Origin of the sequence: Alcaligenes faecalis, assembly GCF_002443155.1 — a bacterium.
In the GTDB taxonomy this organism is placed as follows: Bacteria; Pseudomonadota; Gammaproteobacteria; order Burkholderiales; family Burkholderiaceae_B; genus Alcaligenes; species Alcaligenes faecalis.
In genome coordinates, this window is the sequence record NZ_CP023667.1 from 4063149 (window position 1) to 4075263 (window position 12115).

The window sequence follows — 12115 nt, forward strand, 5'->3', positions numbered from 1 at the left end:
CACGGGGTGTGGTAGCAGAGCTTGGTATCGACACCTGTCTGTCTGCGGACAGAACGTCGGCTGGGCGCGGGAGTGTTTGAATGCCAATTCATCCCACTGGAGGAGAGATGAGCGAATATTACGACGAGCGCGAAACCCTGGAGCCGGAGGAGCGCGAAGCCGATTTGATGTCCCGTTTACCGCAGGTCTTGCAAGCGGCCGCGAAAGGGGCCCCCGCGATTGCCAAGCAACTGGGTTCGGTGGATCTGGCCGCCGTGCGCAGCCGCGAGGATCTGCTGGCCATCCCGGTGTTTCGTAAAAGCGAGCTGCTGAAAGCCCAGCTGGAAGCGCGCGAACAGGCTCGCTCGGGCGGGCCATCGGCTGATTACGCGCAGTCCGTATTCGGGGGCTTTTCCTCCATTGCCTGGGGTGCGACCCGCAAAGTGTTTGCCTCGCCCGGTCCCATGTACGAGCCTGAAAGCCGTCGCCCGGACTATTGGGGTTTTGCACGTGCGCTGTACGCGGCCGGTTTCCGCCGCGAAGAACTGATTTTCAACTGCTTCTCCTACCATTTCACCCCGGCTGGCTCCATGATGGAAACCGCCGCACATGCCCTGGATTGCACGGTGTTTCCGGGCGGTGTGGGTCAAACCGAGCAGCAAGTACAGGCCATGGCCGATTTGCGCCCGCATGGTTATACCGGCACCCCCAGTTTTTTGAAGATCATCATGGAAAAAGCCCAGTCCATGCAGATTGCGCTGCCAGGGCTGAGCAAGGCCTTGTTCTCCGGCGAAGCCTACCCGCCTTCTTTGCAAAAGTGGTTCAGCGAGCACGGCGTAGCAGGCTACCAGGCCTATGGCAGTGCCGATCTGGGCATGATTGCCTATGAAACCCAGGCCCGCGAAGGCTTGGTGCTCAATGAAAACCTGATTCTGGAAATTGTGCGTCCCGGCACAGGCCAGCCGGTTGCGCCGGGCGAAGTGGGCGAGGTGGTCGTGACCTCTTTTAACCCCGACTATCCGCTGGTGCGGTTTGGCACAGGCGACTTGTCTGCTGTCATGCCCGGCCAGTCTCCTTGTGGTCGTACCAACCAGCGTATACGCGGCTGGATGGGGCGTGCTGACCAGACGACCAAGGTGCGCGGCATGTTTGTGCATCCGGGGCAGGTGGAGCAGATTCGTCTGCGTCACAAGGAGCTGGGCCAGGCTCGTCTGGTGGTGCGTGGTGCCAGCGGCCAGGATCAGATGGTGTTTCAGGTGGAAGTTGCCTCCAGGCCTGAGGGTCTGGAAAGCGTATTGGCCGACTCGATTCGTGAAATCACCAAACTGCGTGCACAGGTGGAATTTGTGGAGCCAGGCGCCTTGCCTCGGGATGGTAAAGTCATCGAGGACCAACGCAGCTACGATTAATTAGCCATGTAGATATGCACACAAGTAGCAGTCGGGCTGCGGTACTATGCTGGAAAATAGTCAATACCTATATCTTTGAGGAGAGCCCGATGCGCTTTGTGCCAGTTTCTGCTGTAGTCCTGGCCTTGATGGCCAGCATGCCTGCTGCCCAGGCCGCCACCCTGGACAATGTCAAACAGCGCGGCCACGTGCTGTGTGGCGTGACCACCGGCTTTGCCGGTTTTTCTGCCCCTGATGACAAGGGTAACTGGACCGGTCTGGATATCGACGTATGTCGTTCGGTCGCCGCTGCCACTCTGGGCGACGCCAGCAAATTCAAGGCCGTACCCTTGAACTCGCAGCAGCGCTTTACGGCCCTGCAGTCGGGCGAAATTGACCTGTTGGCCCGTAACACCACCGTGACCCAGCAGCGCGATACCGCGGTCGGCGCTATCCATGCAGGTATCAACTTCTACGACGGCCAGGGCTTCCTGGTGTCCAAGAAACTGGGCGTTTCCAGCGCCAAGGAATTGAACGGCGCCACGGTTTGCATGCAGACAGGCACGTCCAACGAAAACACCATGGCTGACTGGGCTCGCGCCAACAAGGTTGAGTACAAGCCTGTGGTGATCGAACAGTTCAACGAAGTGGTCAACGCCTTCGTGGCTGGCCGCTGTGACGTGTTCTCTACTGATGCATCGGGCCTGGCTTCGATTCGTATCTCCAAAATGGAAAATCCGGACGACTACCTGGTGCTGCCTGAAATCATTTCCAAAGAGCCACTGGGCCCATTCGTCCGTCAGGGCGATGATGCCTGGCTGAACATTGTGAAATGGTCCATCCAGGCCAGCTTCAATGCTGAAGAACTGGATGTGACAGCGGCCAATGTGGACGAGAAGCTCAAGAGCAACAACCCCAACATCCAGCGTCTGCTGGGTGTGACTCCCGGTGCCGGTAAAAACTTGGGTCTGGACGAAAAATGGGCTTACAACATCATCAAGCAGGTCGGTAACTACGGCGAGTCCTTCGAGCGCAACGTGGGTAAAGGTAGCCCGCTGCAAATCGAACGTGGTTTGAACGCTTTGTGGATCGACGGTGGCTTGATCTACGGTCTGCCTATTCGTTAATCCTTTCGGGATTCGCGATATGCAAAAAGCAGCTCTCAAAGAGAGCTGCTTTTTTATTGACTGATCGATCTGAGGGCTATGACGTTGATGTACTTATTGCTTGTTGTCCCCTGGCGATGTGGGCTCCCCTGCACCGTTGGTGTAGGTATCGCTTTAGATGGGAACACTGCAATGCATAGTATGCCTAACTGCAGTGCACGGTTCTCAGATGGGAGACTTAGCTCTTGCGCCGCAACACTAACGAAATTTTGGCAAAGGCCACTTGCAGGTCCTGCGTGGCACCTTGAAAAATCACAGGGCGACCACGCCGGGTAAAGCAGATCAGGCGCTTGGAGTTGAATAGCGGCACGAATTTGGCAAAGTGAATATCTTGCCATTGCACTTCCCGCTTCATGATCCAGTTCTGGCGTATGCCATTCTGGTCAATCGTGGTGACGCCGTGCCACATGTGCCAGGCAATCAGAATCAGGCCGGTAAACAGCAGGACCAGACAGCCCGCCAGAACGGGGCTGATGGCGGCGCCTTGCGGGGAGCTGGCCACCAGCGCGAAACGCACGCCGATCAGGGCCAGCACAATCCAGGCGCTGGCCGCTACCCATTTGGGCCAGGAACGGCCTTGAATGGGAAGCGTGCCCAGGTCCTTCAACATGGCATCAATTTCCTCTTTCGAGGGAGCTTGGCTCATCAGCACGCGGCGGCCCCTTGCTTGCGGGCGGCCAGGGCGTTACCGGCATTGCTGGCCGATTTGCGCTTCAGGTGAGCCGAAATCCATTGGCCCGTGTCCACCACGGCGTTCAGATCAATGCCGGTTTCAATATCCAGGCCCTGCATCAGGAACAGCACGTCTTCGGTGGCGACGTTGCCGGTGGCGCCCTTGGCGTAGGGGCAGCCGCCCAGACCGGCCACGGAACTGTGGAAAATATGAATGCCAGCCTGCATGGAAGCCACAATATTGGCGATGGCCTGGCCATAGGTGTCGTGGAAGTGGCCGGACACATGAATGGGGTCAATGTGCTCGGTCACCATGCGCATGACTTCGTAGACCTGACGGGCCGTGCCCACACCGATGGTGTCGGCCACGTCGATCTCGTCACAGCCCAGCTCGATCAGGCGTTTGCCTACTTTCAGCACATTGGACGGCGCCACAGCACCTTCATAGGGACAGCCGAACGAGCAACTGATGGAGCCGCGCAGGCGCATGCCGGCTTCTTTGGCGGCCTGGGCAACGGGGGCAAAGCGCTCCAGCGATTCTTCAATGCTGCAATTGATATTGCGCTGCGAAAATGCTTCGCTGGCAGCGGCGAAGATCACCACTTCGTCGGCCTTGGCAGCCAGGGCGCCTTCAAAACCACGCATATTGGGTGTCAGAACTGAATAGATCGTGCCGGGGCGACGGTCAATGGAAGCCATCACTTCCGCGCCGTCTGCCATTTGTGGCACCCATTTGGGCGATACAAAGGAAGCGGCTTCCACGTTCACAAAACCGGCGTGGGACAAGCGGTTGACCAGCTCGACCTTGATGTCGGTAGGGATGAATTCTTTTTCGTTCTGCAGGCCGTCCCGAGGGCCGACCTCCACAATCTTGACGCGCGAGGGGTATGACATGAAGTTTCCTGAAGGTAAGGGGCTGGGCCTGGAGGCCTTTACGTATTCGTCATGATACCTCTTGAAGGCCAGGGCTGGCCCCCTAGGAACAGCCCTATAAGCAGGCGACGTGACCGGGGTTTCGATGTAAATGAGCAGACCATGCTGCAGTGTGGTCCTGCCGGCTCCTAGGGCTTGATGCGTTGGAATCGCCCGTCTGCCAGAGGCTCTATGCAGCCGGCCAGCTCCAGTTCGGCCAGGACAGCAGGCAACTCGGTCGCGAGCAGCCCTGTACGCCGCATCAGCTGTTCGGGGCTGAGTGGCGCAAAGTCGATACGCTCCAGAATAGGGCGTAATTCCTCGGGCAAGGCCTCATAGGGGTTGGGCTTTGCGCCAGATTGGGGAGCTGCATCCAGATTAAAGTCGCCTTGCACATTGCCCAGTTCATCCAGAATGTCCTGGGCGCTTTCCACCAGCTTGGCACCCTGACGTATCAAGGCATGGCAGCCGCGTGCCAAAGGGGAATGAATGGAACCTGGAATGGCAAAAACCTCTCGGCCTAGCTCTCCGGCCAGCCGGGCCGTGATCAGGGATCCGCTTTGTTTTGCGGCTTCTACCACCAGTACGCCTTTGGCCAGAGCCGCCACAATGCGGTTGCGGCGTGGGAAGTGGTGGGGCATGGCGCGGGTGCCCAAAGGAAACTCGCTAAGCAATAGACCGTGAGCGCTGATCTGATGAGCCAGATCGCGGTGTGCCGCCGGGTAGACCAGATCCAGCCCCGTTCCCATCACGGCAATAGTGCCTGCGGATGGTGGACCGGCTTTCAAGGCTCCTTTGTGTGCGGCCTGGTCGATGCCGCTGGCCAGACCACTGATGATGCACCAGCCCCTGGATGCCAGGGTAGCGGCAAAATCCGTTGCGGTTTCCTGGCCGGATTGGGTGGCATTGCGTGCCCCTACGATAGCCAGTCCTTTGCGCTGCAAGACACCCAGATCGCCATTGGCATAGAGCAGCAGCGGTGCGTCGTGCAGGTCCAGCAAGGAGGCGGGATAGGTGGGGTCGGCCAGCGTAACGACATGGTGATTGGGCTGCTTGAGCCATTCCACCGCTTGTTCAACCTGTGCTTGCAACTCGTCCAGCGGTTCCTGGCTTAGCTGTACAGCCAGTTCGGTTGGGATATGGCGCGACAGGGTTTGAACCGAGCTTTGATAGATCTGCGGCGGCAGCCCGCAGGCAGCCAGCAATTGCCGGGCCTGGGCGGGCGCAAGCTCCGGCTCTAGCGACAGGCGCAACCAGGCACGCAATTCTTCCGAGATTTCATCCGAGGTTTCACCCGAGCTAAAATAATGAGGCATAAGGTAGTGTGGCACGAAACCGATAATTGTTCTGTTTGGCCTGGACTGTTTTATCCAGGGTGAAGACCGTTTTTTTGCTAGGGCTTCGTGTGGTGCCGGGGCAATCGGGTGCCGCCCTGAAACTTGTTTTATTATATCGACTTATCGCTTTTTCTTCGGACATCACAATGGCTTTGCTTCCCATCCTTAAATTTCCTGACCCACGTCTGCACACGGTTGCCAAACCTGTGCAGGAGGTCGACGACCGTATTCGCAAACTGGTCAAGGATATGGCCGAGACCATGTATGACGCGCCTGGCGTAGGCCTGGCCGCGACGCAGGTTGACGTGCACGAGCGCGTGGTGGTCATTGACGTGTCGGAAAGCGGCAATGAATTGCTGGTGCTGATCAACCCGGAAATCACCTGGAAAAGCGAAGAGCTGAAGGTGTACGAAGAAGGCTGTCTGTCTGTGCCCGATACCTACGACAAGGTCGAGCGCGCCGCCAATATTCGCTTCAAGGCTCAGAATGAAAAAGGCGAGTGGTACGAGAAAGAAGCCGATGGCCTGCTGGCCGTGTGTGTTCAGCACGAGCTGGATCACCTGGATGGCAAGGTGTTTGTGGAATACCTGTCCGTGCTCAAGCGTGAGCGTATCCGCAGCCGTCTGCGCAAGCAGCAGCGTGAAGCACTGAAGGCAGGGCAATAGTCGCCATGCGTATTGTTTTTGCCGGCACCCCGGATTTTGCCCGTATCGCCCTGGAAGCCCTGTTAGCGCAGGGCTTTGATGTTCCTTTGGTCATGACGCAACCAGACCGTCCAGCTGGCCGTGGCATGAAGCTCAGTCCCAGCCCGGTCAAGCAAGCCGCTGTGAACGCTAATATCCCGGTGCTGCAGCCGCATAGCTTGCGTCTGGATGGCAAGTATCCCGAGGAAGCAGCCCAGGCCCGCCAGACCTTGCTGGATTTACAGCCGGACCTGATGGTGGTGGCAGCCTACGGCCTGATTTTGCCCAAGTGGACTTTGGAGCTGCCGCGCTATGGTTGCTTCAATATTCATGCCAGCCTCTTGCCTCGTTGGCGCGGTGCGGCACCGATTCAGCGTGCAATTCAGGCGGGTGATGCGGCCACGGGCATTACCATCATGCAGATGGATGAAGGCCTGGATACCGGCGATATGCTGGTGCGCAGCGAGCTGACGATTCGTGATGATCACAGTGCCGCAACCCTGCATGACGATTTGGCGCAGCTAGGTGCACAGGCCTTACTGGAAGCCTTGCAGCAAGTGCGTGATGGCACCTTGGAGGCGACTCCCCAGCCAGAAGAAGGTGTGACCTACGCCGAGAAACTGTCCAAGGCCGAATCGGTGCTGGATTTAGGCCAACCGGCCAAGGAACTGGAGCGCCGTATTCGCGCGTTTGACCCAGTGCCTGGCTCCACCCTGTCCCTGCCCGGTTTGGAGCAGCCCGTGAAGGTTTGGCGCGCTCAGGCGCTAGAGCAAAAGCATTCAGCAGAACCTGGTGAGGTTCTGAACGTCAGTGCCCAAGGCATTGACGTGGCTTGCGGGGAAGGTGTGTTGCGTTTGCTGGAGCTGCAAAAAGCCGGTTCCAAGCGTCAGCCCGTCGCCGTCTTTGTGCAGGGCTGGCAGTCTCGCTAAGCCTTGCCACCTGGACTCAGGCGCCAGCTCTGCTCTGGCGCCGCCACTCCAGAGTCCCAATCACAATGCCGCTGGTACACACCACGGCAATCCCGATCCAGGTAAAGATATCCGGGAACTGACCCCAGATCAGCCACCCCAGTGCGGCTGCGGCCACAATTTGCAGATACACGAACGGGGCCAGCAAAGACGCCGAGGCGCGTTGATAGGCCTGGATTTGCAGCAGATGGCCCAGACAGCCCCATAGTCCAGTCGAGATCAGAATCAACCATTGGAAAAAGCTCAGCTCTTTCAGGGCGGGCAGGGCGGCGGGCAGCAAAAAGGGCAGGGCAATGGTCAGGCAGATACTGCCGACTGCACCGCTCCAGATCAGGGTGGTCAGCGAGTTGTCCACGGCCACGCGACGTGTTGCGATAAATTGCGTGGCGAACAGACAGGCGGTCATCAAACCAAACAGCACCCCTATTGGGTGCAAGCCAGCAGTAGGCCGGATGATGATCAGCACGCCCAGAAAGCCGACTCCGGCAGCCACCCAGCGACTGATGCGCGGCGGTTCTTTCAGAATCCAGGGGGCGACTGACAGCACCAGCAAAGGGGCCAGAAAGTTGATGGAGGTGGCTTCGGCTTGAGGTAGATAGCTCAAGGCGTTGAAAAATGAGAAGGTGGACAGCATCATCACTGTGCCACGCAGAATTTGTGCTTTGGGGCGGGAGCTGCGCAGGATCTTGCGGCCCTTGACCGGCAATACCAGCGCCAGCACCAGTCCCAGGTGGACGACATAGCGAAACCAGCACATCACCAGCAGGGGCACACCGAAGCCCATGATCCATTTGCCGCTGGCATCCAGACCCGACAGGGCCCAGGAAGACAGAATCAGAATGAGCACCCCCGCCAAGGGAAAGACCGTGGGTGTCATGGTCTGAGGCAAGGAGGAGGATTGGGGTGTGCTCATGACAGGCTCCTGACGAAAAGCACAAGGACGGCCGGATGGCCGTCCTGGAACGAACGTAAATCTTACCGGATTAGCGTTTGCGCAGGGGCAATACCCGTTCGATTGCTGAACCTACTGCCAGCAGGTGTTCGTCGTGGTAGGCGGGAGCCGCCACCATCAGGCCCACAGGAGCCTCATCAGCGGCGTGGCAAGGCAAGGACAGGGCGCAGCCGTCCAGGAAGTTGATCAGGGTGGGATTGCGCAGGACCAGACCGTTAGTGGCGAAGTAGACGTCGTCCGATTCTTTCAGATCGGCAATGCGGGGCGCGACAACGGGCACGGTAGGCATCAGAACGGCGTCGTAGCGCTCCAGACGGCTTTCCACGGCGCTGATCCAGGCCTGACGGGTGTCTTGCAGTTCGATGTAGTCGGCGCAGTCGATGTCCTTGCCGCGCAGAATGCGGGAGGCCACGCGTGGGTCGTATTGCTCGCCCTTGCTTTGCAGGGTGTCGCGGTGCACGGACCAGGCTTCGGCGCAGACAAAGCCGCCTTTGCGGTTGATCTGTGGCAGCTGGTCAAATTCGGGCAGATTGATTTCTTCAACCACAGCGCCTTGCTCACGCAGCAGGGCGATGGCACGGTCAAAGGCGGCGCGCACGGTTTCATCAATGCCGTCAAACACAAAGGTCTTGGGCACGGCCAGACGCAAGGTATCCAGGGCAGGTGTTGCCACGGGCACGTAAGGCTGGTCGGTCAGGATGGAGTCCACAATGGCGCAGCACTCCACCGAGGCGGCCAGGGGGCCATTGGAGTCCAGGCTGCGCGACAAAGGCATGGTGCCTTCGCTGGGAACGCGTTCGGCGGTAGGTTTGAAGCCGGTCAGGCCGTTAAAGGCCGAAGGAATACGGATGGAGCCGCCCGTATCAGTACCAATGGAGAACACCGACATGCCCTGGGCAACCGCGACACCGGCGCCGGAGGACGAACCGCCGGGGATACGGGCATTGTCACGGTCCCAGACGGAACGAGGCGTGCCGTAGTGAGGGTTGATGCCCAGACCAGAGAAAGCAAACTCGGTCATATTGGTGGAGCCGATCAGAATGGCACCGGCGCGCAGCAAGCGCTCCACAATGGTGGCGTTCTGTTCGGCCGGTTCCGCATCTTTCAGTACAGCCGACCCACCCAGGGTGATGTAGCCTGCGATGTCATGCAAGTTCTTGACCGACATGGGCAGACCTTCCACCAGCGAGCGGCTCAAACCAGCGGCGCGCAAAATGTCGGAGGCCTTGGCGGCTGCCAGAGCCTGTTCAGCAAACACTTCGATGAACGTGGCAGCGCCGTCACGGCTTTCGTCCTGGATACGGTCCAGGGCTTGCTGAGTCAGTTCGACCGAGGTGGTTTCGCCACGATCAAGAGCACGTTGCAGTTCGGTAATAGTCGCTAGCATGGGTCACTCGCAAAATAAATGGGTGGGGCGGGCTGGGCCAGTTTAGGCTACTTCAGGCAGGATTTCGGTCACGTAGGTATGACGGATGCTGCGTTCGCGGCGGGGGTCATACAGTTCCATGGTGAACTGGGTTGCAGGACGAATGCCACCGATGGCGCCGACCGTACCGCAGGTCATGCCAAAGCCTTCAGGCATGGTGGTGGAATGGAAATAGCCTTCGATCAGTTCCAACGGGTTTTTCAGGGTGGACAAAGGACCGTCCTGGTACAGGACTTCCTTGCCGTCTTCCTGAATGTAGGCGCGGATGATCAGTTCGTCCCAGTACTCGGCCACGTCGCTGAACAACCAGGCTTCGCGGGCAACGGGCTTGGCGCAGATCTGCTTGGACAGGGCCACGCTGTGGGCTTCCAGCACGCGGTCCGTGTGGTCCGAGGCCAGGCTCACCAGCAGGCGACCCTGATGGTTGAACACAAACACTTCGGTCTCGCCGGACGAGCCCGCACCGACAACCTGGATGTTGGCATCCTGGATCATCTGGTTGGCGGCGATGCGGTAGTACAACGGCACGGAGCTTGGGCGGGGTACGCCCAGTTCGGCCAGCTCTTCAATGTGGTGCTCGATGGCAGCCAGGTCGCGGCCAGCCCAGCCGGCCACGATGCAATGCTGCAGATCAGCTTCGATGATTTCAGTGTGGGTGGCCTGGGCCAGTTCAAAAGTCAAACGCATAGCAGTACTCGTTTACTCAAAGACAGATGGGGATTAACCGAACAGGCGTGGCAGCCACAAAGCCAGATCCGGGAAGATAGCCAACAGGCCCACCATGGCCAGCAACATGATCACAAAGGGCAGGCTGCCAATCATGACGTCGTTCATGCTGCCGCTCTTGCGCAGGCTTTGGACCACAAACAGGTTCAGACCAACAGGAGGAGTGATCAGCGCCACTTCCACCAGAATAATGATGGCAATACCCAGCCACACCGGGTCAAAGCCCAGGGCAATCATGATGGGGGCCACGATAGGGATGGTGGTGATCATCATGGACAGGGTTTCCATGAAGCAGCCCAGCACCAGGTAGAACACCACGATGATCATCAGCATGACCATGGGCGAGACACCCAAGCCAGTGATGGCGTCGGTCAGCGCATTGGTCAGGCCGGTAGCAGACATCACGAAGTTCAGGAAGGCCGAACCGATCACGATCAGCATGATCATGGCGGTGGCTTTCATGGTGCCTTCTAGTACTTCCTTGATCATCTTCCAGTTCATGCGGCCCGAGAAAGCGGCCAGCAGCAGCGCACCGACCACACCCAGGGCAGCCGCTTCGGTCGGGGTGGCAATCCCGGCGTAAATCGAACCGACCACCAGCAAGAAAATACCCAATGGTGGAACCAGGTGCACCAGACTGGCAAAACGCTGGCTCCAGGATGCCTGGATCTTGGCACCGCCCCATTTGGGCTTGACCATACATGCGGCAGCAATCGTCAGCATGAACAGCAAGGCCATGCCCAGACCAGGGATAATGCCGGCCAGATACAGCTTGGGCACGGAGGTGTTGGTCAGCACGCCGTAGATCACCAGGTTGATCGACGGTGGAATCAGAATGCCCAAGGTACCGCCAGCGGCCAGACTGCCCAGGAACAGGGGCTCGTTATAGCCTTGCTTCTTGATCTGCGGCAGGGCTACGGTACCGACGGTGGCAGCGGTGGCCACGCTGGAGCCGGATGTAGCGGCAAACAGGGCGCTGGCACCGATATTGGCGTGCATCAGGCCGCCGGGCAGCCAGGACAGCCACAGGCTCATGGCGTTGTACATGCGTTCAGCCATGCCCGAGCGCAGCAGGATTTCGCCCAGCATGATGAACAGGGGGATAGCGACCAGCAGGAATTCGTTGCTGGTGCCCCAGGAAATTTCACCCAATGCGCCGGTCAGCGGCAGCATGGAATACAGCGGGTCCAGAATCAGGCCCAGAACGCCCAGGGCAGCGCCCACGGGAATGCTCAGTCCGATCAGAACGAGCAGGAGAGTCAGTGCAGTACTAATCATTTGGTGTCTCCGTGGACCATGCGTTGGCCGGCCTCGGCTTCTTCAAGAGCTTCTTCCTGGGTGCTACGAATGCCGCACAGGTTCTGGATGGCGTTCAGGTCGCCCGTGATCAGGGCCAGGCTGGAGCGCAGCAGCATCAGTGCCAGGACGACACACAGCCAGATCAGGCCTGCGACCCACAGAAACTGGGGAATCCACAGGGGAGTGCCCATTGCTGTGTTCGCCGTGGACTGGTTGGTCCAGGACATGTCGGCCACACTGGTGGCATACAGGGTCAGATACACAATAAAGACCGAAAGTGCGACCAGGGCAATCCAGTCCAGCAGGGCGGCAAGGCGCACGGGCAGATGCTGGTAGATGGCGTCGATACGGATATTGGCGCGTTGCAAGGTGGCAAAGGACAAGGCCCAGGAGATGCTGATGGCAAAGGCATAGCCAGACAACTCATCGGAGCCGCCTAGCGAGCGTCCGCTGAATTTACGGAACAGCACATCGGCCGTGATGTAGAGAGCGCTGATCAAGGTCAGGCTGCCAGCAAACCAGATGGCATAGCGCGACAGATTGGTAGCGCCAGCCAGCAGGCGGTTGAGCATGGCGAATTTTTCGGTATTTTCCATGGCGTCTAACC

Annotated in this window: 12 protein-coding genes; 4 read left to right on the forward strand and 8 right to left on the reverse strand. The window is 58.9% G+C overall.

Annotated features, from left to right (window positions below; genetic code table 11):
* Positions 1-107: 107 nt before the first annotated feature.
* Both CPY64_RS18855 and CPY64_RS18860 read left to right on the forward strand, forming a co-directional pair.
* Positions 108-1388 (forward strand): phenylacetate--CoA ligase family protein, encoded by a 1281-nt coding sequence (locus CPY64_RS18855; RefSeq protein ID WP_042484598.1) that lies wholly within the window; start codon positions 108-110, stop codon positions 1386-1388.
* Positions 1389-1477: 89 nt separating this feature from the next.
* Positions 1478-2494 (forward strand): amino acid ABC transporter substrate-binding protein, encoded by a 1017-nt coding sequence (locus CPY64_RS18860; protein WP_042484596.1) that lies wholly within the window; start codon positions 1478-1480, stop codon positions 2492-2494.
* Between the two features lie 217 nt (positions 2495-2711).
* Here the strand turns inward: CPY64_RS18860 and CPY64_RS18865 are convergent, their stop codons facing one another.
* The 3 genes from CPY64_RS18865 to dprA form a co-directional block, all read right to left on the reverse strand.
* Entirely contained in the window at positions 2712-3179 is a 468-nt protein-coding gene (locus tag CPY64_RS18865) for a hypothetical protein (RefSeq protein ID WP_026483793.1), read from the reverse strand.
* Positions 3179-4099, reverse strand: a complete 921-nt coding sequence (locus tag CPY64_RS18870) for a hydroxymethylglutaryl-CoA lyase (protein WP_042484594.1) — start codon at positions 4097-4099, stop codon at positions 3179-3181. The genes CPY64_RS18865 and CPY64_RS18870 overlap by 1 nt, the downstream gene beginning before the upstream one ends.
* Positions 4100-4266: 167 nt before the next feature.
* Entirely contained in the window at positions 4267-5433 is a 1167-nt protein-coding gene (dprA, locus tag CPY64_RS18875) for a DNA-processing protein DprA (protein ID WP_042484592.1), read from the reverse strand.
* A 167-nt stretch (positions 5434-5600) separates the two neighbouring features.
* Between dprA and def the strand changes: the two genes are divergently transcribed.
* Both def and fmt read left to right on the forward strand, forming a co-directional pair.
* Positions 5601-6119 carry a peptide deformylase gene (gene def / locus CPY64_RS18880; RefSeq protein WP_009460127.1) on the forward strand — a complete coding sequence of 173 codons (519 nt, stop codon included), beginning with the start codon at positions 5601-5603 and terminating at the stop codon, positions 6117-6119.
* 5 nt (positions 6120-6124) lie between these two features.
* Entirely contained in the window at positions 6125-7066 is a 942-nt protein-coding gene (fmt, locus tag CPY64_RS18885; protein WP_042484591.1) for a methionyl-tRNA formyltransferase, read from the forward strand.
* Between the two features lie 16 nt (positions 7067-7082).
* Here the strand turns inward: fmt and CPY64_RS18890 are convergent, their stop codons facing one another.
* The 5 genes from CPY64_RS18890 to CPY64_RS18910 all read right to left on the reverse strand — a co-directional run bounded on the left by CPY64_RS18890 (position 7083) and on the right by CPY64_RS18910 (position 12104).
* Positions 7083-8018 carry a DMT family transporter gene (locus tag CPY64_RS18890; RefSeq protein ID WP_042484588.1) on the reverse strand — a complete coding sequence of 312 codons (936 nt, stop codon included), beginning with the start codon at positions 8016-8018 and terminating at the stop codon, positions 7083-7085.
* 70 nt (positions 8019-8088) lie between these two features.
* Positions 8089-9444 carry an amidase gene (locus CPY64_RS18895; RefSeq protein WP_042484585.1) on the reverse strand — a complete coding sequence of 452 codons (1356 nt, stop codon included), beginning with the start codon at positions 9442-9444 and terminating at the stop codon, positions 8089-8091.
* Positions 9445-9486: 42 nt separating this feature from the next.
* A complete protein-coding gene (locus CPY64_RS18900) occupies positions 9487-10170 on the reverse strand; it encodes a DUF2848 domain-containing protein (RefSeq protein ID WP_042484582.1) in 684 nt (227 codons plus the stop codon).
* A 33-nt stretch (positions 10171-10203) separates the two neighbouring features.
* A complete protein-coding gene (locus CPY64_RS18905; protein ID WP_042484579.1) occupies positions 10204-11487 on the reverse strand; it encodes a TRAP transporter large permease in 1284 nt (427 codons plus the stop codon).
* On the reverse strand, positions 11484-12104 hold the full coding sequence (locus tag CPY64_RS18910; RefSeq protein WP_042484576.1) for a TRAP transporter small permease subunit: 621 nt from the start codon (positions 12102-12104) through the stop codon (positions 11484-11486). Before CPY64_RS18910 ends, CPY64_RS18905 begins: the two co-directional genes overlap by 4 nt.
* Between the last annotated feature and the right edge of the window lie 11 nt (positions 12105-12115).

Bases quoted from the DNA above. Each gene is read 5' to 3' on its own strand.
- CPY64_RS18855 (WP_042484598.1), top strand. From the start codon at position 108: ATGAGCGAATATTACGACGAGCGCGAAACCCTGGAGCCGGAGGAGCGC.
- CPY64_RS18860 (WP_042484596.1), top strand. From the start codon at position 1,478: ATGCGCTTTGTGCCAGTTTCTGCTGTAGTCCTGGCCTTGATGGCCAGC.
- CPY64_RS18865 (WP_026483793.1), bottom strand. From the start codon at position 3,179: ATGAGCCAAGCTCCCTCGAAAGAGGAAATTGATGCCATGTTGAAGGAC.
- CPY64_RS18870 (WP_042484594.1), bottom strand. From the start codon at position 4,099: ATGTCATACCCCTCGCGCGTCAAGATTGTGGAGGTCGGCCCTCGGGAC.
- dprA (WP_042484592.1), bottom strand. From the start codon at position 5,433: ATGCCTCATTATTTTAGCTCGGGTGAAACCTCGGATGAAATCTCGGAA.
- def (WP_009460127.1), top strand. From the start codon at position 5,601: ATGGCTTTGCTTCCCATCCTTAAATTTCCTGACCCACGTCTGCACACG.
- fmt (WP_042484591.1), top strand. From the start codon at position 6,125: ATGCGTATTGTTTTTGCCGGCACCCCGGATTTTGCCCGTATCGCCCTG.
- CPY64_RS18890 (WP_042484588.1), bottom strand. From the start codon at position 8,018: ATGAGCACACCCCAATCCTCCTCCTTGCCTCAGACCATGACACCCACG.
- CPY64_RS18895 (WP_042484585.1), bottom strand. From the start codon at position 9,444: ATGCTAGCGACTATTACCGAACTGCAACGTGCTCTTGATCGTGGCGAA.
- CPY64_RS18900 (WP_042484582.1), bottom strand. From the start codon at position 10,170: ATGCGTTTGACTTTTGAACTGGCCCAGGCCACCCACACTGAAATCATC.
- CPY64_RS18905 (WP_042484579.1), bottom strand. From the start codon at position 11,487: ATGATTAGTACTGCACTGACTCTCCTGCTCGTTCTGATCGGACTGAGC.
- CPY64_RS18910 (WP_042484576.1), bottom strand. From the start codon at position 12,104: ATGGAAAATACCGAAAAATTCGCCATGCTCAACCGCCTGCTGGCTGGC.